At 65.3% G+C, this 22,046-nt stretch carries 25 protein-coding genes; 7 read left to right on the top strand and 18 right to left on the bottom strand.

The annotated features are described in order from the left end of the window. Window positions 1-3: 3 nt before the first annotated feature. Both IVB36_RS05375 and IVB36_RS05370 read left to right on the top strand, forming a co-directional pair. A complete protein-coding gene (locus IVB36_RS05375; RefSeq protein WP_018453088.1) occupies window positions 4-786 on the top strand; it encodes an alpha/beta hydrolase in 783 nt (260 codons plus the stop codon). Between the two features lie 67 nt (window positions 787-853). Continuing rightward, window positions 854-1,357: a DUF6496 domain-containing protein gene (locus tag IVB36_RS05370; RefSeq protein WP_018453087.1), complete on the top strand. Its 504-nt coding sequence runs from the start codon at window positions 854-856 to the stop codon at window positions 1,355-1,357. Here IVB36_RS05370 and IVB36_RS05365 read toward each other — a convergent pair whose 3' ends face one another. Next, window positions 1,358-1,561, bottom strand: a complete 204-nt coding sequence (locus tag IVB36_RS05365; protein WP_018453086.1) for a hypothetical protein — start codon at window positions 1,559-1,561, stop codon at window positions 1,358-1,360. Here IVB36_RS05365 and IVB36_RS05360 point away from each other — a divergent pair. Beyond that, complete coding sequence (locus tag IVB36_RS05360) at window positions 1,560-1,733, top strand: hypothetical protein (RefSeq protein WP_247369095.1); 174 nt, start codon at window positions 1,560-1,562, stop codon at window positions 1,731-1,733. The two genes, IVB36_RS05365 and IVB36_RS05360, sit on opposite strands and share 2 nt — an antisense overlap. A 326-nt stretch (window positions 1,734-2,059) precedes the next feature. Here IVB36_RS05360 and IVB36_RS05355 read toward each other — a convergent pair whose 3' ends face one another. The 9 genes from IVB36_RS05355 to phnG are packed head-to-tail and all read right to left on the bottom strand — an operon-like array spanning window position 2,060 to window position 9,057. Next, on the bottom strand, window positions 2,060-2,671 hold the full coding sequence (locus tag IVB36_RS05355) for a pyridoxamine 5'-phosphate oxidase family protein (RefSeq protein ID WP_247299239.1): 612 nt from the start codon (window positions 2,669-2,671) through the stop codon (window positions 2,060-2,062). A gap of 22 nt (window positions 2,672-2,693) precedes the next feature. After that, window positions 2,694-3,290, bottom strand: coding sequence for a phosphonate metabolism protein/1,5-bisphosphokinase (PRPP-forming) PhnN (phnN, locus tag IVB36_RS05350; RefSeq protein WP_018453085.1), 597 nt, complete (start codon window positions 3,288-3,290; stop codon window positions 2,694-2,696). Then, window positions 3,287-4,441, bottom strand: coding sequence for an alpha-D-ribose 1-methylphosphonate 5-triphosphate diphosphatase (locus tag IVB36_RS05345; protein ID WP_247299237.1), 1,155 nt, complete (start codon window positions 4,439-4,441; stop codon window positions 3,287-3,289). The genes phnN and IVB36_RS05345 overlap by 4 nt, the downstream gene beginning before the upstream one ends. Before the next feature lie 11 nt (window positions 4,442-4,452). After that, a complete protein-coding gene (gene phnL, locus IVB36_RS05340) occupies window positions 4,453-5,151 on the bottom strand; it encodes a phosphonate C-P lyase system protein PhnL (protein ID WP_018453083.1) in 699 nt (232 codons plus the stop codon). Window positions 5,152-5,190: 39 nt separating this feature from the next. Next, the gene (gene phnK / locus IVB36_RS05335) at window positions 5,191-5,988 is read right to left on the bottom strand and encodes a phosphonate C-P lyase system protein PhnK (RefSeq protein WP_018453082.1); all 798 of its coding nucleotides are present in this window, start codon (window positions 5,986-5,988) and stop codon (window positions 5,191-5,193) included. Then, window positions 5,981-6,877: an alpha-D-ribose 1-methylphosphonate 5-phosphate C-P-lyase PhnJ gene (locus IVB36_RS05330; RefSeq protein WP_018453081.1), complete on the bottom strand. Its 897-nt coding sequence runs from the start codon at window positions 6,875-6,877 to the stop codon at window positions 5,981-5,983. Before IVB36_RS05330 ends, phnK begins: the two co-directional genes overlap by 8 nt. Continuing rightward, entirely contained in the window at window positions 6,874-7,977 is a 1,104-nt protein-coding gene (locus IVB36_RS05325; RefSeq protein ID WP_018453080.1) for a carbon-phosphorus lyase complex subunit PhnI, read from the bottom strand. The genes IVB36_RS05330 and IVB36_RS05325 overlap by 4 nt, the downstream gene beginning before the upstream one ends. 2 nt (window positions 7,978-7,979) lie before the next feature. Further along, window positions 7,980-8,588 carry a phosphonate C-P lyase system protein PhnH gene (phnH, locus tag IVB36_RS05320; RefSeq protein ID WP_018453079.1) on the bottom strand — a complete coding sequence of 203 codons (609 nt, stop codon included), beginning with the start codon at window positions 8,586-8,588 and terminating at the stop codon, window positions 7,980-7,982. A 4-nt stretch (window positions 8,589-8,592) separates the two neighbouring features. Next, window positions 8,593-9,057 carry a phosphonate C-P lyase system protein PhnG gene (gene phnG, locus IVB36_RS05315; protein ID WP_018453078.1) on the bottom strand — a complete coding sequence of 155 codons (465 nt, stop codon included), beginning with the start codon at window positions 9,055-9,057 and terminating at the stop codon, window positions 8,593-8,595. 118 nt (window positions 9,058-9,175) lie between these two features. Between phnG and phnF the strand changes: the two genes are divergently transcribed. Next, window positions 9,176-9,907, top strand: coding sequence for a phosphonate metabolism transcriptional regulator PhnF (phnF, locus tag IVB36_RS05310; RefSeq protein ID WP_018453077.1), 732 nt, complete (start codon window positions 9,176-9,178; stop codon window positions 9,905-9,907). A 165-nt stretch (window positions 9,908-10,072) separates the two neighbouring features. On the opposite strand, the gene phnE (IVB36_RS05305) is transcribed toward phnF, so the two are convergent. From phnE (IVB36_RS05305) to phnC, 4 genes are all read right to left on the bottom strand, one after another. After that, window positions 10,073-10,921 carry a phosphonate ABC transporter, permease protein PhnE gene (phnE, locus tag IVB36_RS05305; RefSeq protein ID WP_026232457.1) on the bottom strand — a complete coding sequence of 283 codons (849 nt, stop codon included), beginning with the start codon at window positions 10,919-10,921 and terminating at the stop codon, window positions 10,073-10,075. Next, window positions 10,918-11,802 (bottom strand): phosphonate ABC transporter, permease protein PhnE, encoded by an 885-nt coding sequence (phnE, locus tag IVB36_RS05300; protein WP_026232456.1) that lies wholly within the window; start codon window positions 11,800-11,802, stop codon window positions 10,918-10,920. The genes phnE (IVB36_RS05305) and phnE (IVB36_RS05300) overlap by 4 nt, the downstream gene beginning before the upstream one ends. Before the next feature lie 76 nt (window positions 11,803-11,878). Next, the gene (gene phnD, locus IVB36_RS05295) at window positions 11,879-12,814 is read right to left on the bottom strand and encodes a phosphonate ABC transporter substrate-binding protein (protein WP_026232455.1); all 936 of its coding nucleotides are present in this window, start codon (window positions 12,812-12,814) and stop codon (window positions 11,879-11,881) included. Window positions 12,815-12,877: 63 nt separating this feature from the next. Then, on the bottom strand, window positions 12,878-13,687 hold the full coding sequence (gene phnC / locus IVB36_RS05290) for a phosphonate ABC transporter ATP-binding protein (protein WP_018453073.1): 810 nt from the start codon (window positions 13,685-13,687) through the stop codon (window positions 12,878-12,880). A gap of 183 nt (window positions 13,688-13,870) precedes the next feature. On the opposite strand from phnC, the gene IVB36_RS05285 reads away from it, so the two are divergent. From IVB36_RS05285 to IVB36_RS05275, 3 genes are read left to right on the top strand one after another with little or no spacing between them, the layout of a single operon-like run. Beyond that, window positions 13,871-14,530 carry an acetyltransferase gene (locus IVB36_RS05285; protein ID WP_018453072.1) on the top strand — a complete coding sequence of 220 codons (660 nt, stop codon included), beginning with the start codon at window positions 13,871-13,873 and terminating at the stop codon, window positions 14,528-14,530. Beyond that, window positions 14,527-15,720, top strand: a complete 1,194-nt coding sequence (locus IVB36_RS05280) for an alpha-D-ribose 1-methylphosphonate 5-triphosphate diphosphatase (protein ID WP_247390848.1) — start codon at window positions 14,527-14,529, stop codon at window positions 15,718-15,720. The genes IVB36_RS05285 and IVB36_RS05280 overlap by 4 nt, the downstream gene beginning before the upstream one ends. An 18-nt stretch (window positions 15,721-15,738) precedes the next feature. Then, a complete protein-coding gene (locus IVB36_RS05275) occupies window positions 15,739-16,437 on the top strand; it encodes a DUF1045 domain-containing protein (RefSeq protein ID WP_018453070.1) in 699 nt (232 codons plus the stop codon). Between the two features lie 3 nt (window positions 16,438-16,440). On the opposite strand, the gene IVB36_RS05270 is transcribed toward IVB36_RS05275, so the two are convergent. From IVB36_RS05270 to IVB36_RS05255, 4 genes are all read right to left on the bottom strand, one after another. Continuing rightward, complete coding sequence (locus IVB36_RS05270; protein ID WP_018453069.1) at window positions 16,441-17,034, bottom strand: hypothetical protein; 594 nt, start codon at window positions 17,032-17,034, stop codon at window positions 16,441-16,443. 77 nt (window positions 17,035-17,111) lie between these two features. After that, window positions 17,112-18,512, bottom strand: coding sequence for a selenium-binding family protein (locus tag IVB36_RS05265; protein WP_247299231.1), 1,401 nt, complete (start codon window positions 18,510-18,512; stop codon window positions 17,112-17,114). 259 nt (window positions 18,513-18,771) lie between these two features. Next, entirely contained in the window at window positions 18,772-19,713 is a 942-nt protein-coding gene (locus IVB36_RS05260) for a dihydrodipicolinate synthase family protein (RefSeq protein ID WP_026232453.1), read from the bottom strand. A 124-nt stretch (window positions 19,714-19,837) separates the two neighbouring features. Then, window positions 19,838-21,919, bottom strand: a complete 2,082-nt coding sequence (locus IVB36_RS05255; protein WP_026232452.1) for a methyl-accepting chemotaxis protein — start codon at window positions 21,917-21,919, stop codon at window positions 19,838-19,840. Between the last annotated feature and the right edge of the window lie 127 nt (window positions 21,920-22,046).

The raw sequence follows: 22,046 nt of genomic DNA, 5'->3' as shown, positions 1-22,046 counted from the left end.
ACCATGAAGCTCTCCGTCAACGGCGCCGAGGTGCTGGTCGCAACCGGCGGCCGCGACTTCGACAGATCCCTGCCCGCGGTCGCCTTCCTCCACGGCGCCGGCTTCGATCATTCGACCTGGGCGCTGCACACGCGCTGGTTCGCCCATCATGGCTTTGGCGTGCTGGCGCCGGATCTGCCCGGCCACGGCCGCTCGCCCGGACCTTCGCTCGGCAGCATCGCCGAGATGGCCGACTGGACGGCGGCCCTGCTCAATGCGGCCGGAGTGACGAAAGCGCATCTGATCGGCCATTCCATGGGCTCGCTGATCTCGCTGGAGACGGCCGCACGTCACCCCGACAAGGTTTCCGCGCTCAGCCTGATCGGCACGGCCGCGACCATGACGGTCGGCCCGGATCTGCTGAAGGCGGCCGAAGCCAATTCGCAGGATGCAAACGACATGGTCTCGATCTGGGGCCTCGGCTTCAACGCCGAGCTCGGTGGCAGCCTCGCACCGGGCCTGTGGATGCATGGCGGGGCGCAGGCCGTATTGAAACACTGCGAGCCGGGCGTGCTGTTCCGGGATTTGTCGGCCTGCAATGCTTACGCGAATGCGCTGCAAGCAGCCGCAAGCGTGAAGGTGCCCACGACGCTCATCCTCGGCGAACGGGACATGATGACGCCGGTGAAGGCCGGCAAGGCACTTGCCGCCGCGATCCCGCATGCGAAGACCGTCGTGGTGCCCGGCGCGGGCCACATGATCATGGCCGAACGCCCGGATGAGTTGTTGGCTGCGCTCCGGAACTGACAGGATCAATCATCCATCTTGCGCGTTGCGGTCAGATATCCCTGTGAAGATCGAGGGAACAGGACCCATGCCAAGACAGGAAGTCATTCGCAAAGCCAGGCAAGACAAGCGTGCCGGTAAATCGGCAAGCACGCAGGCCGGCGAATTCGTCAAGGACCAGATCGACAAGATCCGCAAGGGCAAGCATGGCGCCCGCTCGACGAAGCAGGCCATTGCCATCGGTCTCTCCGAAGCGCGCCGCGCCGGCATCGATCTGCCGCCACCGCGCAAGGAAAGCGTCAAGAAATCGACGCGACGCAGCGCCAAATATGCCTACGAGGTCGGTCAGGGCAAGCGCACCCCGAAGCGCCGGCCGCGCGTGTCGCAAGCAGTCGAAAAGGTTTTGAAGAAGGAGCCGCGCTCGACCGCCTCGCGCAGTGCACTGTCGAAGCAGGGCAAACGTGCCGCGAGCCGGCGAACGGCCGCGTCGCGTTCAGCCGCCGCGCGCAAGGCGAGCCGCACCAAGGGCGCCAAGGCCCGCTCCAGCGCCGCAAAGAAGGCGGCACGCACCAGGGCGCGCCGCCGGAGCTGATCAGTTCGCGCGCCGGCCCCGCTCGGAGAATACCGCACGGGCGGCGCGCTCCGCCTCGCGCGCCGAGCGGAACTGGCGGCCTTCGAGGCTGTCGAACAGACGCTCGGAGGAGAAGAAGCGGAAGCCGCGCGTATCCCTCGTGACGATGCCGGCGGCGCGGTCGTGGATCTCGATGACGTAGGCATTCGATTGAGTTCGGGACATGACTGCTCGTCCGCCGGGTCTCGGCGTTCCTGTCTTTGGATTTTCTTCTTGGGATTTGCTGGGTGAGGTGCTGCTAGGAGGCGGCGGTCAGCAACAACAACATGCGCCGGTGGCCGCCGAGAAACAGCGGCGCGTCATGCACGCATGCATGTCATTGTTACTGCGCGGGTGATCGGTTCTCATATCGCGGCTTCGGCTCGAAGGAGCAGTGTCGATGCGTCGAATATCGAGCGTTTAGCGCGAACGGTCAATGAAATGTCTATCCATAATTGCGATGAGCGCGCAGGGGCGCGTCTCCGGGTGCGAGCGCCGACAAACGAATTCATCTCGCGATGAGTTCTTCCTTCTCCCCTTGCGGGAGAAGGTGGCGCGAAGCGCCGGATGAGGGGTTTGCCTCCGCGAATCCTCAAGAGAGTCGCACGCGGAGAGAGACCTCACCCGTCTCGCCGCTACGCGGCGAGCCACCCTCTCCCGCAAGGGGAGAGGGGAAGAACGAACTCACCACATCGTCGCGGCCGCACGCTCCGGCCAGGCGCGATCATACTCCGCGCCGCCGACCTTGTTCTCGCTCATCTCGGCGAGGATCTGGCCGGGCGTCGGCAGCGTCTTGGGGTCGATGCGCTTGTCGGGATTCCAGAGATCGGAGCGGACGATGGCGCGGGCGCACTGGAAGTAAATTTCGTCGACCGTCATCACCATGACGCTGCGCGGCGCCTTGCCGTCGACCTTGAACGAGGCCAGCAATTCGGAATCGATGGACAGATGCGCCCGGCCATTGGCCCGAACCGCATTTCCGGAGCCGGGGATCAGGAACATCAGCGATACCCTGGGATCGCGCACGATGTTGCGCAAGGAATCGACCCGGTTGTTGCCGCGGCGATCCGGCAGCATCAGCGTCTTCGGGTCATGAATGCGGACGAAGCCGGAGAGATCGCCGCGCGGCGAGCAGTCGATCCCCTCGGGTCCGATGGTAGCGAGCGCGGCGAACGGCGCCTTTTCGATGAAGACGCGATAGAGCGGGGTGACGTGGTCGGCGACTTTCACGATCGATGCGTCGTTGGTGACGCCGTAGATGGCCTCCAGCTGCTCGACCGTTTCGATCACCGACATTCCAGTCTCCTTGTTGTGCGGGCTATTCGTGCCAGCCCTGGTTCCTGATCACGCGCAGAAGCTGGCGGCCGTGATACTCAGCGCTGCCGGCGTTGAGGATGGTGACGTCGGCCTGAGTCGATGCGTCGTCGACGCTGCGCGTCAGCCGTTCCGCGATATTGCCGTCGCTGTGCCGGGCGCGAGCGGCAAGCCGCTGCGCCAGCACATCCGGAGGCGCCGTGATCGCGACCACCACGACGTTTGCATAGGTCTGGCGCAGCACGCCGATCACCGTGCGCGAAACATTGGCCACGACGGCGCGTCCGGCACGAATATCGTCGTTGAGGTCGAGCGGCAGCGCGTAACAATGCCCATGCGCCTCCCAATGCACGGCGAATTCGCCATGCTCGCGCGCGCGACGGAATTCGTCAGGGCTCACCGCAATATTGTCTTCGTCGGCCGAGGATTCCCGCGTCACGACACGGCGCGGGAAGACGATGTCGTGATCCTCGATGCAGGCTGCCCGCGCCAGCCGCAGCAGCGTGTCCTTGCCGGCACCGCTGGGACCGACCACGAGCACGAGCCGCCCGGGCCCGATCGCACCCGTTGTCTTTCCCGCCACGGTGACGGCCTCGCTCATGCGACACGGCTTCCTTCGCGCCAGACGCTGCGGACCGCGGGGACGCGGCCCGCGACATGCACGCGGATCAGATCGGCACGCTTGCCGATCGCGATCTCGCCGCGGTCGGACAGGCCGACTGCCTCCGCGGGCGCCTTCGTCACGGTGCGGATCGCCGCCGGAAGAGTGATGGCGGGCACGTGCTCGGGCAAGTGCAGCGCGGCCATCAGAAGGCTCGAGGGGATGTAGTCCGACGACAGGATGTCGAGCAGGCCCTCGCGGGCGAGATCGACCGCGGCGATATTGCCGGAATGCGAGCCGCCGCGCACGACGTTCGGCGCGCCCATCAGGATGTCGATGCCGGCCTCGTGCAGGCCGCGCGCGGCCTCCAGCGTGGTCGGAAATTCCGCCACCGAAACGCCATCGCGCACGGCGTCCACGACGTTCTCCTCAGTGGTGTCGTCATGGCTCGCCAGCGGGATCTTGTACTTGTGGGCCAGCGCCACGATCTCGCGCATGTTGGTCGCGGCATAGGCCTTCTGATATTCGAAGCGCTTCGCGAACAGCTCGTCGAGCTCGGCGTCGGTCTTGCCGCCGCCCTTACCGCGATAATAGTCGCGCAGCTTGCCTTCGTCCCGGAACTGGCGCTGGCCGGGGGTGTGGTCCATCAGCGACATCAGCCGCACGTCGGGACGGTCGATCAGCTCCCTGGCCTCCTCGACCACGCTCGGCATCGGGATTTCGCAGCGCAGATGCAGGAAGTGATCGGCGCGGAGCAGGTCAGCATCGCGAGCGGTCGTGATTGCGGCGGCAAGCGTGCCGGCGCGGCCGTCGACTTCCTCGGCGCCATCCTCGCGCCAGACCCGGAGCGAGTCGAACACCGTCGTGATGCCTGATGTCGCGAGCTGGCCGTCATAGGAGACGACGGCGGCGACTGGATTCCAGAACACTTTTGGTCGCGGCACGTAATGCGCCTCGAGGTGATCGGTGTGGAGCTCGATCAAGCCGGGCATGATCAGATCGCCGCCGGCATCCTCTGCCCCCGCGGGCGCCCTGCCCTCGCCGATCTCGGCAATGCGTCCATCGGCGAGGGCAAGCCAGCCCTGCTCGATCACCCGTTCCGCCAGCACGATCCTGGCGTTGGCGATCACGATGTCCTTCTTGGCGTTCATGTCCATTTCCTTCAGGCCGCGGCGGCGAAGCTGGTGACGTCGACGGTGCGGTCGGCAATCTGATGACGGATTTCGTCGTCATGGACAATGGCGACCATGGCGACGCCCTGGCGCTTCTTTTCGGCTACCAGCCCGACCACGACGGCGCGGTTGGCGGCGTCGAGCGACGCGGTCGGCTCGTCGAGCAGCAGGATCGGCAGATCCGAGATGAAGCCGCGCGCGATGTTGACGCGCTGCTGCTCGCCGCCGGAAAAGGTCGCGGGCGGAAGCTGCCAGAGCCGCTCGGGGATGTTGAGGCGATGCAACAGTTCGCCAGCACGGGCTTGCGCCTCCGCGCGCGCCAGGCCGTTGACGATCAGCGGCTCGGCGACCACGTCGAGGGTCGCGACGCGCGGCACCGCGCGCAAGAACTGGCTGACATAGCCAATGGTCGCGCGGCGGATGTTGAGAACCTGCCGCGGCTCGGCGGTGGCGAGATCGACCAGCGCGCCGCGATGGTGGATGCCGATCCGGCCGGAATCGCAACGATAATTGCCGAAGATCATCTTCAGGATCGACGATTTTCCGGCGCCTGATGGCCCCGACAGCACGACGCATTCGCCGGGATTGACGTGAAAGGTCACGCCGCGCACCACGGGCAGCTCGATGCCACCTTGCAGGTGCATCGTGAAGGTCTTGTTGGCGTCGGCGATGTCGATCATGGCGGTCATTGGAGAACTCTTCTTGCAAGGCTCATTACGTTGGAAGGCTCATGGCGGCAGGATCGAGGAGACGAGCAGCTGGGTATAGGGCTCGCGGGGGTCGTCGAGCACCTGATCGGTGAGGCCGGTCTCGATGACTCGGCCGCCCTTCATGACCATGACCCGATGCGACAGCAGGCGCGCGACCGCGAGATCATGGGTGACGATGATGACCGCGAGATGCAGCTCCGCGACCAGGCTGCGCACGAGGTCGAGCAGACGGGCTTGCACGGAAACATCGAGGCCGCCGGTCGGCTCGTCCATGAACACCAGCCGCGGCTCGGTGACGAGGTTGCGGGCGATCTGGAGCCGCTGGCGCATGCCGCCGGAATAGGTCCGCGGCGCATCGTCGATGCGCGCGATGTCGATCTCGACGCGAGTCAGCCAGTCCGACGCGGTATCGCGGATGCGGCCGTAGTGATTCCACCCCACCGCCATCAGCCGCTCGCCGACATTGGCGCCGGCCGAGACGGTCATGCGCAGCCCCTGCGCGGGATCCTGATGAACGAAGCCCCAATCGGTACGAAACAGGAAGCGCCGCTCGGCCTCGCCCAGCGTGGTGAGATCGCGGGTGACGCCATCGCGCATCCGGTAGGACACCTCACCGCCGCTGGCCGCGAGCTGACCCGACAGCAGCTGCAGCAGCGTCGATTTGCCCGAGCCGGATTCGCCGACGATCGCCAGCACCTCGCCGGGGTAGAGCGCAAAGGACACGTCGCGGCACGCCGCGATCCGGCCATAGGACTTACTGAGGGATTTTGCGACCAGCAGCGGCTCGTCGTTCTCGAGCATGTCTTGATCAGCCATTCGATGCCTCCTGCGCCTTGTCCTTGTACGGCGCGGCGCTGAGGCTGCCGTGATGGCCGGCGGCCTGACGTCCCTCGCAATAATCGGTGTCGGAGCAGACGAACATGCGCCCGCCCTTGTCGTCGGTCACGATCTCGTCGAGGTAGGAATTTTCAGCGGCGCACAACGCGCACGGCGCGTTGAAGCGGTACGGCTCGAAGGGATGGTCCTCGAAGTCGAGCGACACAACTTGCGTATAGGGCGGGATCGCATAGATGCGCTTCTCGCGGCCGGCGCCGAACAGTTGCAGCGCCGGGCAATTGTCCATCTTGGGATTGTCGAATTTGGGCGTCGGCGACGGGTCCATCACGTAGCGCGCATTGATCTTCACCGGATAGGCGTAAGCCGTCGCGATGTGGCCGAAGCGGGCGATGTCCTCGTAGAGCTTCACATGCATCAGGCCGTATTCGGCGAGCGCGTGCATGCGCCGCGTCTCCGTCTCGCGCGCCTCGAGGAAGCGCAGCGGCTCCGGGATCGGCACCTGGTAGACCAGCACCTGATTTGCGTGTAGCGACGTCTCCGGAATGCGGTGGCGGGTCTGGATCACGGTCGCATCGATCGTCGCCGTCGTCGTGGCGACGCCGGCGGTCTTGGCAAAGAACTTCCTGATCGAGATCGCATTGGTGGTGTCGTCGGAGCCCTGGTCGATCACCTTCAGCACGTCCTCGGGCCCGAGGATCGCGGCCGTCACCTGCACGCCGCCGGTGCCCCAGCCATAGGGCATCGGCATTTCACGGCTGGCGAACGGCACCTGATAGCCGGGGATCGCGATCGCCTTGAGGATCGCGCGGCGGATCATCCGCTTGGTCTGTTCGTCGAGATAAGCGAAATTGTAGGCGGGCGCGTTCATTCCGCGGCCTCCTTCATGGCATCGGGCGCATTGGCCTCAGTGAATTCCTTCCGCAGCTTGCGCAACAGGCCGAGCTCAGACTGGAAGTCGACATAATGCGGTAGCTTCAGATGCTCGACGAAGCCGGTAGCCTGGACGTTGTCCGAATGCGACATCACGAATTCTTCGTCTTGCGCGGGGGCGAGTGCCTCTTCGCCGAGCTCGCGCGCACGCAACGCGCGGTCGACCAGCGCCATCGACATCGTCTTGCGCTCGCTCTGGCCGAAGGCGAGGCCATAGCCGCGGGTGAAGCACGGCGCCTCCGTCGCGGAGCCCTTGAACTGATTGACCATCTGACACTCGGTGAGCTCGATCGAGCCGAGCGGCACGGCGAAGCCGACGTCTTCCGCGGAGAATTCAACCTCGACCTCACCGAAGCGAATCTCGCCGGCGAAGGGATGGTTGCGGCCGTAGCCGCGCTGGGTGGAATAGCCCATCGCCAGCAGAAAACCTTCGTCGCCACGCGCGAGATTTTGCAGGCGCAGGTCACGATCGGCGGGAAAATTGAGCGGCTCGCGAGTGAGATCGCCGACGCTGGCGCCGTCCTCAGCCTGAGGCGAGGATTCGATCAGCCCGTCGCGGCCGAGGATGTCGGTCACCCGCGGGGTTGGCGCAGACGATGCTTCGGCCGTCGCCGGTGTCTCCGGCACAAAGCCCTCGGCGAGCGAGGGATCGAGCAGGCGGTGGGTATAGTCGAAGGTCGGGCCGAGGATCTGGCCGCCGGGAATGTCCTTGAAGGTCGAGGACACCCGCCGCCGTATCCGCATCGCGCCGGTCTCGACCGGCTCGCTGGCGCCGAAGCGGGGCAGCGTCGCGCGGAAGGCGCGGACCAGGAAGATCGCCTCGATCAGATCGCCGCGCGCCTGCTTGATGGCGAGCGCCGCGAGCTCGCGGTCATAGAGCGAGCCTTCGCTCATGACGCGGTCCACGGCGAGACCAAGCTGCTCGGAGATCTGGTCGAGCGAGATTTCCGGAACGCTTTGGTCGCCACGCCGCGCACTGGCGAGCAGGCGATGGGCGTTCTCGATGGCGCGTTCGCCGCCTTTGACTGCGACATACATGCTTAGCTTCCCCTGCTCACGATACGCGTGGTGCGCGGGATCGCAACCATGGCGTCATCGGCGACCAGCACCACATCGATACCGCGCGGAAACAGCGCCTCGTTAATACGAAGTCGCTCGAACACGTCGAACGGCTTGATCGACGCCTGGAGCGTGGCGACGCCGTCGATGCCGGGCCCGCGCAGCTCGAAGCTGCGTCCCGAATCGAGACTCTCGACCTGCAGGATCAACGTGGTCGACCGATCCGGATATTCGCTGGTGCCGAGCGCGAAGCGCTCCAGCGAAGGCAGCGCCCCGCCGTCGCTGATCAGCGCGAAGCTGGCGATGGAAGAATCCTGCACCACCGGCGCACCAGTATGGAATTTCAGCCATTTCACGACGTCGGAAGTCTCATGCATGCGCGCATCGAGCCAGAGCGGCGTGTCGTGATCGAACAGCGTCAGCGCGATCGCGGCCGTCCCGCGCATCATCACACGAGGCGCTCCTGATGTCGGCACGATGCGCTGCACCGATCCCGGCCGCGCCATCGCGTCCATGACCGAGCGAAAGGTCGATTGCGCCGACAAGACCTTATCGGCGAACCCCGGCGGCAGTTCCGCAATCGTGGTCATGATCTCACCCCTCACCGCGCACCATGGTGTAGAAATCAACCTTCGTCGCGGCGGTCTGGGCCGCCACCTGCTTGCGCCTGACCATCAGCTGCTCACGCAACGGCGCGATAATGTCCCGCTCCACCGCGGCGCCGAAATCGCTGGACTGCACCAGGGCATCGCACAGCGCGATCAGCCGCGCCTTCTCGCCGTCGCGGCCGAGCGTGTAGCCGAAACCGACCTCGCCGCTCGCAAGCCGCACCGCGGCGCGCGACACCGTGGCTTCACCGAGGTTGAACGGCGCACCATCGCCGCCGACCCGGCCGCGCAGCATGACGAGGCCGTTTTCCGGCGCGCGCAGATCCTGATGCGCCGGCAAAGCGAGAGCGTGGAGGCGAGCGGCGATCTCGCCCGCCTCCGCGTGCGCCAGCACGGACATTGCGGCCTTGCGCTGGGCTTGCTGATTATTGTGCTGGGTCACCGCATCCACCGACTTCTCTGCAGAACTTGCCGAATCCAAGTTGTCTATGATACTAGACAACTTGATACGGGAGCGCCATGACTGTTTCGTGACAAAGGCGTGATTTCTGGAGTAGCTTCCCGGCCACATGAGCATGCAGGACACAGCCTCCTCCGGCGTCGCGTTGTGGCGCCTCGTTGCCGACGGCATCGAGCGCGGCATCGCCGACGGCCGCTTTGCGGCGGGCGACAAGCTGCCGGGCGAGGTGGAGATCGCCGAAACCTATCGCGTCAACCGCCACACCGTGCGACGCGCGCTGGCCGCGCTTGCCGAGCGCGGCATCGTGCGGGCAGAACGCGGCAGCGGAACCTATGTCGAGGCGCAGAAGCTCGCTTATCCACTGCGCTCGCGGACCCGTTTCTCCGAGATCGTCGGCGCGGACGGCCGCGAACCGCATGGCCGGCTGATCGAGGCGTCCGCTGACGTTGCGACCCGCGAACTCGCGCGGGAGCTTGGCCTCAAGACCGGCGCACCGCTGGTCCGGATCGAGGCGATGCGCCTCGCCGACCGCACGCCGATCTGTGTCTCCACGACGTGGCTATCGGCACAGCTATTCCCCGCTGCGGGCGACGTCTTTGCCGCGACCCGCTCGATGACGAAATTGCTCGAGCATTACGGCGTCCGGGACTATCGCCGCGGCGCGACCCGGATCACCGCCGGTATCGTCGACGCAACCGACGCCGCACGGCTCGATCTGGCGCTGGGACGGCCGATCCTGGTGGTCGACGCCACCGATCACGATCTCGACGGCAAGCCGCTGGTCACCAAGCATTCGCGCTTTGCGGCGGAGCGGGTGGAATTTCTGGTGGAGAACGGGTGAACTGGCTGCCCTCTGCCCCTCTCCCCTTGCGGGAGAGGGTGGCTCGCCGCGCTAGCGGCGAGACGGGTGAGGGGTTCGCCTCCGCGCACTGATCTGAATTGAGGATGCAGACCCCTCATCCGGCGCTTCGCGCCACCTTCTCCCACAAGGGGAGAAGGAAGAAGGTTACGCCACCGCCCGCCGCCCGATAATCGCAAAACGCAATTTGCCCGAAACGAAATCGATCGCGGCGACTGCGACCAGGATCATCAGGATCAGGAACGACACCTTCTGCCATTCCAGCACGCGGATCTGCTCGGCGAGCTGGAGGCCGATGCCGCCGGCGCCGACGATGCCGATGATGGTGGCCGAGCGCGTATTCGACTCGATGAAATAGAGCACCTGCCCGGCAATCACGGGCAGGACCTGCGGCAGCAGGCCGAAGCGAATCTCGTGCAGCGCGCTACCGCCGGAGGCGCGGATGCCCTCGACCTGCTTCTGGTCGGCGCCCTCGATCGCCTCCGAGAACAGTTTTCCAAACGCGCCGAAATCCGACACGGCAATAGCGAGCACGCCGGCAAACGGGCCGAGCCCGACCACGTTGATCCACACCAGCGCCCAGATCAGCGTGTCGACTCCGCGGATTGAATCCAGGAAGCGCCGCACCGGAAACCGCAAAATCCTCGACGGCACCACATTGCGCGCGGCAAGAAGACTGACCGGCAGCGCGAAGACCGCGGCCAGCGTCGTGCCGAGCAGCGCAATCGACAGCGTCTCGCCCAGCGCCTTCAGATAGACCGGCAGCGACGAGCCGGGATCCGGCGGGATCATCATCAGGCTGATCCAACCGAGCTGGCTGAGCCCCGCGAACAACCGCGACGGCGAGAAGTCGAGATCGATGAGGCCATAAATCAGAACCGCGAGCGCCGCGACGATCATCGCCGGCATCGGGAGCCGCGCCGAAGCCGGCCGGTCGAACACATCAGGGTAGCGCGCGCGAAGCGCTGATGTGTCAATGTCCTGCGGCCCCGTCACGTCCGCGCCTCCTTGCCGAACAGGCGGCCGCGCAGCCAGCCGGTGCTGATGTCGATAATGAAAACCGTGACGATGATGGTGAGCAGGATGGCGCTGACGTCCGAGTAGTAGAACTTGCGGATGGCGACGACGAGCTCCTGGCCGATGCCGCCGGCACCGACGAAGCCCATCACGGAGGCCTCGCGGACGTTGATCTCGAAACGCAGCAGCGCGTAGCTGGCATAGCCCGCCGTGACCTGCGGCAGGATGGCGAAGCGCATGCAGGACAGCCAGCTCGCGCCGGTCGAGCGGACGCCTTCGACCGGTTTCATGTCGGCGTTCTCGACGATCTCCGAGAACAGCTTTCCAAGCGCGCCGGTGGAGTGAATCGCGATCGCCAGCACGCCCGCCATCGGCCCCAGCCCGAAGGCGATCACGAAGATCAGGGCAAACACGATGCCGGGGACCGTGCGGGCGAATTCGAGCAGGCGCCGCACGACGAAGCGCAACCACGGCGCGGGCGAGGTGTTTTCAGCCGCAAAGAAGTTCAGGCAAAACGCAAAAGTCGCGCCGATCAGCGTGCCGACATAGGAGATCAGCAAAGTCTCGCCCAGCATCCTCAGCCATTTGCGCCAGCCCCACAGCCACTCGCCGACATCGGTCCAGACCCGCTGGCCGGTGTCGAGTGTGAGGATGCGGTCGAAATAGCTGATGAAGTTGCCAAAGTGGGCGAACAGCGTGCGCAGATTCACTTCAGCGCCGATCGCGGCCAGACACAGTGCTGCGGCGAAGATCACGGCTCCAGACAGGATTCGGAGCCGCTTGCGCGCCACCGCCTGGCGATAGGCGGCGTTGAGCACGGCGAGCTGTTGCTCGGGGAGGATCGAAACCGCGACGGTCATCTTGGCCAGGAAAATGGTCAATCAAAGAGAAAGAGCCGGGTCCATCGACCCGGCTCCAGTGGCATCGTCCCGAAACTCAGGACGCCTTCTTCTTACGCAGCGCATCGACGAACTTGATCAGCTCGATCGTGCCATCCCAATCCTTGGTGGTCGCGGGATGAAAACCCTTCTTCTGGCCGTCCTGGAGGCGATGGAACGCAGCCTTGTCCTTGGCCGGCGCGTCGAAGAACGCCTTGGCGATGGCGGCCTTGGCCTCTTCCGGCAGGTCAGAATTGTAGGCATAGGGGCCGTTGATGATCGGCGCCGACTTGTGGATGATGCGGAAATCATCCTTCTTCATCGCCGAGCCATCGGCATTCTTCAGCATGCCCTTGGTCAGCATCTGCGCTAATGTCGAGTCGTTGTCGCTGGTCCACTGGTTGGCCGCGACGTCGACCGTGCCCTGCGCCAGCGCCAGGATCGCGTTCTCGTGGCTTCCGGTGAAGACGACCTTGCTGAAATAGGTGTCGGCGTCCGCGATGCCCATCTTGTCGAGCTCGAAGCGCGGCACGTTGTTGCCGGAGGTCGAGTTCGGGTCGACCAGGCCGAGGTTCTTGCCCTTGAGCTGGTCGATGCTCTTGTAGGCGCTGCTCGCCTTGACGAAGAACACCGAGTAATAACCGGTGGAGCCGTCGGAGTTGATGTCGTTGGCGAAGGCGTCGGTCTTGACGCCGGTCAGGCGGGCGCGGGCGAACGAGGCCGAGCCGTAGCTCGCGATGTGAATGTTGCCGGCACGCTGGCCTTCGATTACGGCAGCGTAGTCGTTGGCGATGCGCAGCGTGACTTTCACGCCCAATTCCCTGGAGAGATAGCTCATGAACGGCGCCCAGCGCTCGGTCACGCCCGAGGCGTTTTCCGCCGGAATGACCGCGAAGGTCAGCTCGGGATATTTGGCTTTCCAGTCTTCGGCGGAGGCCGAAGTCGTCAACGCGAGCGCGGCGGCGCCGGCGAGAATCAATCTGCGAGTAATCATGATAGCCTCTTCATTGGTTGAGGTCGGTTGACGCAAAATTGGTAAGTCCTGATGCGGCGCAGCTCAGGCGGCGGCCGCCGTTCCAAGCGCCGGAATGCCCTGTCGCACCGGTGCAGGCGTGCCGCCCATGACTTCGGCGGCTTCGAGATCGTAGAGCTCGCGCGCCACGTGGTCGGTCAGCTCGGCCGGCGCGCCGTCGAACACCACGCGGCCCTGCGCCATGCCAATCAGGCGGTCGCAATAGCTGCGCGCCAGGTCGAGCGAATGCAGATTGCAGAGCACCGTGATGCCGAAGTGCTTGTTGATGCGCAGCAGCGCATCCATGACGATCTTGGTGTTGCGCGGATCGAGCGAGGCGATCGGCTCGTCGGCGAGGATGATGTCGGGCTGCTGCACCAGCGCGCGGGCAATCGCGACGCGCTGCTGCTGGCCGCCGGAGAGCTGATCGGCGCGCTGGGCCGCGAGCGGGGCAATGTCGAACTGTTCGAGCGCGGACATCGCCAGCGCCCTGTCCTGCTCGGGCCAGGTCTGCGACAGCGAGCGCCAGGCCGGCATCGTCGCAAGCCGTCCCATCAGGACGTTGGTGAGCACATCGAGCCGGCCCACCAGATTGAACTGCTGAAAGATCATCGCCGAGCGCGCCCGCCACTGCCGCAGCTCCTTGCCGCGCAGCGCCGTGACGTCGAGGCCGTCGAACAGGATGCGGCCCTGTGCAGGGGTCGCGAGACGGTTGATGGTGCGCAGCAGGGTCGACTTGCCGGCGCCGGAGCGTCCGATCACGCCGACGAAGCCGCCGGGAGAGACTTGAAACGAGGCGTCGTCCACCGCGGCTTTCACGCCGAAGCGACACGTCAGACCTTCAACCACCAGCATGCAGGGCTCCAGAGTAGCTGGGACCCACCGCTAACGCCGGCGCTTGACACTTGTGTGACACGGACGTTGCGGTGCGGCGATCCTACACACCTCATCTCCTGTTCATCCCCTGTCATGGCGTCGTCATGACATTGTCATCAAGCCGCTCGAAGAGAAACGCCCGCCCTCTCGTTCGGATTCAACATGGCCGCCAAAGCTCTTTCGGTCCAGCCGACTGTCGATCCCTCCGCGAAGCTGCACGACGCCAGGCTTGGGGCCTACACCGAGGTCGGCGCGCGCACGATGCTGCACGAGGTGACGATGGGGGATTACTCCTATGTCGTGAACGACGCCCAGATCACCTACACCACCATCGGAAAATTCTGCTCGATCGCGGCGATGACACGGATCAATCCGGGCAATCACCCGATGCAACGCGCCACGCAGGCGCACTTCACCTATCGTTCGAGCGCCTATTTCGAAGGCGAGAGCGACGACACGGAATTCTTCGACTGGCGGCGCCAGCATCACGTCCATATCGGCCATGACGTCTGGATCGGCCATGGCGCGATCGTTCTGCCGGGCCGCAACATCGGCACCGGCGCGGTGATCGCGGCCGGCGCCATCGTCACCAAGGACGTTCCGGCCTACACCATCGTCGCCGGCAATCCGGCGCGCATCGTGCGCCGGCGGTTCTCGGAAGAGGTTGCGGGGCGGCTTGCGAGGCTCGCTTGGTGGGACTGGGATCACGACAAGTTGCGTGAAGCCCTGCCCAATTTCCGCAAGCTCGGGATTGAGGATTTCCTCACGGCATACGAAGCAGGGGCACCCTCTTCTGCCAGCAAACGAAGCGCGGTCGCGTGACAGACATATTCCTCGAGGGCGGGCGGGCCCTGATCGGCTCCGAGTTCGCCGAAACGTCGCTTCTCGTGTCCGGAACGGACATCGCAGAGATCAATGCCTCGCGCAGCCGGGCGCGGCTGGCGATCAAGGCGCGCGATCTGCTGGTCCTGCCGGGCATCGTCGATCTGCATGGCGATGCCTTCGAGCGACAGATGATGCCGCGCGCCGGGGTCGATTTCCCGATCGACGTCGCGCTCGCCGACAGCGACCGCCAGGCGATCAGCAACGGCATCACCACGGTTTTTCACGCCACGACCTGTTCGTGGGAGCCGGGCCTGCGCAGCGCCGGCAATGCGCGCAGCCTGATGGAGGCGATCGAACGGGAGCGCCCGCAATTCGCCGCCGACACCCGCTTTCACCTGCGCCACGAGACCTACAATCTCGACGCCGAAACCGAGATCAGCCAATGGCTCACTGAGGGCCGCGTCGACCTGTTCGCCTTCAACGACCACATGGACGGCACGGTTGGGGACATGGCCAAGCCGCGCAAGCGCAATCGCATGGTGGAGCGCACCGGCCTGTCGAGCGAGGAATTCGACCGGCTGGTCGGACACATAATGTCCCGCGCCGCGGATGTGCCGGCTTCCGTGTCACGGCTGGCCGCGACGGCCCGCGCCGCCGACGTGCGGATGCTCTCGCACGATGATGCGACGCCGGCGATGCGCGAAGGCTTTCGCGCCATGGGCGTGGCGATTGCGGAGTTTCCGATCAACGAGGAGACAGCGCGGGCGGCAGCAAGCCACGGTGACGCCATCGTCTACGGCGCGCCGAACGTCGTGCGCGGAGGCAGCCACACGGGCTGGACCAGGGCATCCGACATGATCGCCAAAGGGCTCTGCTCGGTTCTGGCCTCGGACTACTACTATCCCGCGCAGCTGCTCGCTGCGTTCCGGCTCGCCGCCGATGGCGTGCTGCCGCTGACCGAGGCCTGGAATCTGGTCTCCGCCGCGCCCGCGCGCGCGACCGGTCTTGCAGATCGCGGCGTGCTCGCGGAAGGCCGGCGCGCGGACATTCTGCTGGTCGACGACAGCATGCCGCTGCGGCCGCGGCTGATCGCCGTGATATCAGGCGGCAAGCTCGTGCATCTCACCGAGGCGACGCGGTTGCTTGGCATGCCAGCTACCCCGCGCCAAGCTGTCGCCGCGGCATAAACCCGCTATGCTCGGACGATGACGAGTTTCCCCCGCTACGCGATCTATTTTGCCGCAGGCAGCGACAGCGCGCTCACCCGCTTCGGCGCGGAGTTGCTCGGCTACGATGCCTATACCGGCAACGAGCTGCCGTTTCCCGCCGACGCATCGCGTCTCGCGCCGGACTGGCGTGATGTCACCGCCGATCCCCGCAAATACGGCTTTCACGCCACGCTGAAGGCGCCGATGGCGCTGGCGTCCGACAGGCGCGAGGTCGAGCTTGTTGCGGCCTGCGCGACATTCGCCGGCAGGGCACGCGCAATTCCGGTGATCCGCCCGGTCGTCGATTCCATCAGCGGCTTCATCGCCGTCATTCCCGGGGAGCCGGTCGGCGAACTCCAGCAGCTCGCCGCCGATTGCGCGCGCGACTTCGACTCCTTCCGCGCGCCGCTGAGCGCGGAAGACCGTGCGCGGCGCAAGCCGGAGAAGCTGAGCGAACGGCAGCGCCACTATCTCGACCGCTGGGGCTATCCTTACGTGATGGAGGAATTCCGTTTCCACATGACGTTGACGGGCCGGCTCGACGTGGAGCGGCGCGGGCCGATTCTGGAAATGCTGCAGGGAAGGTTTGCTGCGCTCGGCCTCAAGACGCTTGCGATCGATCGCGTCGCGCTGTTCAAACAGGACCACGCCAAGGCTCGCTTCCGCATCATCGGCGAGTGGGCTTTGACCCAGTAAGTGTCAGTGCCAGCTCGCGAGATTGAAGCCGAAGGCCACAACGCCAACCAGAATGAGGCTGGTGGCCCAGATTACATCCAGATTGAACCAGCTTCGCGAGACGAACCTCAATCCCAGATGGCGGTAGACCAGCCACGCCAGACATCCGCCGGCGCTGACCATGGCAGCGACGTGCACCAAAGACACCAGAACCGCCATCCCGAGACTCGCCTTCATCAGCGCGCCGGCGGCCTCATGGCCGGCATCGAGTTCGAAGGCCTGGCAGAGCCCGAGATAGATCGGCACGAGCATCAAGGCGGCGCCGTGAGCAATGGCAACGGCAAATGACCAGAGCGCCAATTGCGTCGGCGGAATTCGTGCCAGCGCGCGCGGATGGCGCCGCTCGACCAGCCGATAGACGCCGAAGCCGATGACGAAAAGGCTCGCGCCGAGCTGGATCGAACGCTGCCACTCGGCCAGCACGAGCAGGAACGCGAATGGCAGCAGCACGAGAAGCGTTGCCAGGAGATGTCCGGCGGCCAGAGCCCACAACGCACGAAAGAGCGCGCGCGGGCTCTTGTCCATGAGCCCGGCCGAAACGGCGAGCGGCCAGCCCATTCCCGGATTGACCCCGTGATAGAGACCGCTCGCAACAAGAGCGAGCCACAGCCAGCCGAGGCTCGCGTGTGCCCAATCTAGGCCGACGGGTAGCAAAAGGAGTCCGTCGAACAATCGCCGCCCTCCAGCCTGATCTGGTGCGCACGATATCCGTCGGGGAAGCTCACGAAGTAGTTCTTGTCGAGCTCGAAGCCACCATTGCGACCGACATTGGCCATGACTTCCAAACCCGGAACGCCATCGGGATAGAACTGGTCATCCCAGGTGGAATAGAGCGAATTGGTCCAGTACACCCGCCTGCCGTCCCGGCTGATCTCGACCATCTGCGGACCGGCCGCAAATGCCTTGCCGTTCGGATGGGGGGTGCGGCGCGCGATGCCGCCGATGTGAACCGAGCCCGCAAGCTTCGGCTTTCGCGGATCACTCACGTCGTACTGGCGCATTTCACCCGTGCCCCAGCACGAGACATAGAGAAAACGATCATCCATCGACAGGTCGATGTCGGTCACCAGCGGCGGCACGGCGCCAAAGCCCTGAAGCAGCGGCGGGAGCTTCTCCTTTGGCGCAGGCTCGGGCGGGATCGTCGCCGTCTTCTCCGCATGGAATTTTCCGCCTTCGCGCCACCAGGTCCAGATCGAGGCTTCGAGATTCGTGGTGTCGACCACAACGCCTACAAAGCCGTATTCGCGAACCGGATCGTGCGCCGGCCGTACCTCCAGCGCCATCTGATGATTGGCGCCGAGGTCGATGGTCTGCACGTTGCGACGGGCGCGGAGATCCCAGAAGTGGAGACGATGGCCATATTTGTTCGCCAGCAGATCTTCCGGGACGATCCCGTTCTCGAACTGCGGCGGCAATGCCCATTCGCTCGTCACCACGTAGTCGCGCGGCAGGTTCCACCAGAAATCATAGTGCAGCGTCTGCGGACCGCGGTCGATCTCCCATCGTCCAAGGACCTCGAACGTCTCGCAATCCATGATGAAGACGCCTGGAGGCCCGTTGGTGCCGTCCTTGCCGCCGCCGCCGAGCGTGCTCACATAGACGCCGTCCGGCCCGCAATGGATGGTGTGCGGCCGCGAATAGCCGGTCTTTTTGAAGACTTCCTCGGGCTCGATGATCTTGTGGATTTTGGCTTTGGTCGGATCGGGCTTGGTATCGATGATGTAAATCCGCGACGAGCGCAGCCCGGGGATGATGAGATAGCGCCGCTCGATGAAGGCATGCCCAGTGAGCGGCGACAAGGCGGAGGAGCAGGCATTCCAGCCGAAGTGATGAAACTCATCGCCCTTGTTGGGCATCGTCACGGTGTGGACGATCTGGCTGTAGGTCGGCGATCCCGGCTTGGCGTCGATCACCGCGAGAGCATCCGGTTTCGAGAAATCCGGACTGAGCAGCAACGTGTAGGCAAAGTTCTCCGCAGGAGCTTCCATCGCAAGCTTGGGCGATGCGTGAAAGGTGGGATCCGGCCTCATCGTCATGGCACTGCCTCCCTGTTTCGTTGGTTCGCACCAACCTGGTTCGGAATAGCGGCATAATGAAGAGCTGTTGCGCGATGTCTTGAGTTGCTCCGCGGGCCAGGTTGGCGAGCGTACAATATGTCATCGCCGGGCTGCGGGAAACCGCCCGAACCGCGTTAATTCGACGCCTTCAGCCAGATGGAAGCTGGCGGGATCAGGCCAGGGGTGCGCACCTCACACTCAGCGTCGTCCCGGCCTTCGCCGGGACGACAGCGTTGCGCTACTTCCCCCACCTCAACGCCAGCGCATCGCGCTCCTTGGCCAACTCCAGCAGCCCGGCCCGCGTCGCCGGGTGCAACGGCTGGAGCGGATGCCGCACCGTGTCCGACTTGATCACGCCGCCGGCCTGCATCATCGCCTTGCAGGCGATCAGGCCGCATTGGCGGTTTTCGTAGTTGATCAGCGGCAGCCAGCGTTCGTAGGCGGCTTTGGCCTCTTCACGCTTGCCGGCGAAATAGGGATCGACGATCTGGCGGATGCCGTCGGGATAGCCGCCGCCGGTCATCGCGCCGGTGGCGCCGGCATCGAGATCGGCGAGCAGCGTGATCGCTTCCTCGCCGTCCCAGGGACCCTCGATATCGCTGCCGCCGGCGTCGATCAGGCTGCGCAGCTTTGCAGCCGCGCCCGGCACCTCGATCTTGAAATAACGGATGTTGGCGAAATCGCGCGCCAGCCGCGCGAGTAGCTCAACCGACAGGGGGGTGCCGGCGACAGGCGCATCCTGGATCATGATCGGAATCTTGATCGCGCCCGACAGCACCTTGAAGAATTCGACGACGCCTTTTTCGGGCACGCGGAAGGTGGCGCCGTGATAGGGCGGCATCACCATGACCATGGCGGCACCGGCCGCCTCGGCCTGCCGGCTGCGCGCGGCGCAGACGGCCGAGCTGAAATGCGTGGTGGTGACGATCACGGGAACGCGGCCCGCGACATGCTCCAGCACCGCATGCATCACGGTCTCACGCTCGGCATCCGTGAGCACGAACTGCTCGGAGAAATTGGCGAGAATGCACAGACCGTTCGAGCCTGCGTCGATCATGAAATCGATGCAGCGACGCTGTCCCTCAAGGTCGAGTTCGCCGCGCTCGTCGAAGATGGTGGGTGCGACCGGGAACACGCCGCGATAGGGGCGCTGGGCCTTGTGGTGGGGCGTGACCGGCATCGAACTCTCCATCCCTGATATCTCTTACATCTGCCGCGACGCTCGCACAGCGCCACAGATGTACCCGCCGCGCGCATCGGCGGCAATGCCGATCGCGCGACGTAAGGACGGAAGATTGTCGAAGCTATGCGGTCCTCACCGCGCCCAAAAAGCCCTCGACCGCGACGCGGAGACGATCGGCGTCGGCGGACATTTTCGTCACGGACACCGACAGGACCGAACCGGCATTGCCGGTCTCCTGGTTCAGCCTGGCGACGCTGCCGATGGTGTCGGTGACCTCGCGGGTTCCCTGCGCGGCCTGCTGGAAGTTGCGGGAGATCTCGGTGGTGGCCGCACGCTGCTGTTCGACCGCTGCCGCGATCGCCGTCATCTTTTCGTCGATGCCGCTGATCGCGCCGCCGATCGCGCGGATGGCCGCGACCGCCTGGCCCGTCGCGCCCTGGATCTCCGCGACCTGGCGGGAGATTTCTTCCGTCGCCGTCGCCGTCTGCGAAGCGAGGCTCTTGACCTCGCCGGCGACCACGGCGAAGCCGCGGCCGGCCTCGCCCGCGCGCGCGGCTTCGATGGTGGCGTTCAACGCCAGGAGATTGGTCTGCCCTGCGATGGCGTTGATCATCTTCACGACCTCGCCGATGCGGCCAGCGGTCTGATCGAGGATTTCGACCGTCGCATTGGTCTGCGCTGCCTGCGACACGGCTTCGCGGGCCTCGCGGGCGCTGGCCTGCACCTGCGCGGAGATCTCGCCGACGGACGCCGAGAGTTCTTCGGTCGCCGCTGCGATGGTCTCGAGATTGTTGGTGGCCTGCTCGGCGGAGGAGGAGACCGCCGCGGTCTGGCTGCTCGATTCCGAAACCAGTGAGCGGACGTCAGTCGCGGTGGCATCGAGCTCCTTGGTCGACGCCGCAACGCTGTGAATGACGGCTTGCACGGTGTCGTCGAAACTGCGGCAGGCCGCATCGACGGTGCCGGAGCGGGCGAGCTGGAGCGCCTGCTGCGATTCGCGCTCCTGGCCCAGGCGTTCCGCGGTCGCCGCGCTCTCGCGCAGGCTTTCGAGTGCGGCCGCCATGGTGCCAAACTCGTCGGGATACCTGGATTGCGGGACGGGCGTCGCGTAGTCGCGGGCGCTGATCTTGGCGATCGCGTCCAGGATGGCGCGCACCGGGCGCATCAGGCGATTGCGCACCACGTACACGCCGGTCAGGGTCACGGCCAGCGCGAGCAGGAACGCGAGCGACTGCACGACGAGATTGGTGAGCGCCTTGGCCTGCACCGTTTCCGCCCGGACGATCGACTGGTCGAGCGCCTTGTTCGCCACCGCGACGATGGACGCAAAGGGTGACTGACACAGCGTATTCCATTCCGCGGCGGGCATCGCGGGCTTACCGCTGCCGTCGAAATTCTTGGTGAGGTCGCCGATCTGCTTGAGGGCACCGTCGGTCTTGGCCTTCGCGTCCGCCGCTGCCGTCACCAGCTCCGCCGCCACGCCGGGCGCGGCCAGCAACTCGGCCATGCCCGCCCAACCGGAGGCGATCGTGCCATCCCATTGCGCCACTGACCGCTTCTGAGCGTCGTCGAGCGGCTTGCTGGCGTTGACGTTGGAGCGAAGGGACGAACAATGGATACCATAACGATCGCGCACCTGCCAGGCGAAGCGCCGGACCTGGATCATGCGGGCGATGAAGGGGTCGTCCATCCAGGCGCGGTTCGACACCGCGGTGGAAGCGAGGTTGGCCGTTTCGATCACCTTGGTGACGCCATCATACCAGGAGTTGGTGCGCTCGATCTTGCGCTCCGCGCGCGGGCGCTTGGCCTCGTCGTAGAACAGCTGGAACTGCGGCGCGGCGGCGCTCCAGCCCTGCTTCAATGTGCCAGCGAGTTCGTCGCGGCGGGCGAAATCGACGGTGGCGAGCGCGGCGCCGATGGCGTCATAGCCGCCCTGCTCGGCCTTCTCCGCCGCCTCGAGTTTTGCTCGCGGATCATCCTCGCCGAGGATCGCGCTCTGGGCATCGCCGCGATTGTTGCGCAGCGCCAGCACGCCATGGAAGATCGCCTTGTCGGCCGCGGCAAGCCGCGCGGTCTCGAGGCTGTCGCTATAGCGGCCGAACGCCCCAACCATCTGGATCGCCGTGGAGGCCAGCGCACCCGCAGCCAGCAGGGCCATCAAGGTCAGAAGGAGCGAACTTACCGATTTCTTAAACATTGCCATGGTGTCGGGGGCCTGGGTCGGGGGCCTATTCTTTCGAGCGCCACCTTGCCCGCGACATGCCAATGTTCCGTTAAGGTTTTAATCGAATGGGCGTGAGTTTCCGGCCCGACGAGCCTCAGCGCAGTCC

Origin of the sequence: Bradyrhizobium sp. 35, from assembly GCF_023073215.1 — a bacterium.
Lineage (GTDB): Bacteria > Pseudomonadota > Alphaproteobacteria > Rhizobiales > Xanthobacteraceae > Bradyrhizobium > Bradyrhizobium canariense_D.
The sequence above is the reverse complement of the archived record's forward strand: the minus strand, read 5'-3'. Positions and strand labels throughout refer to the sequence as shown.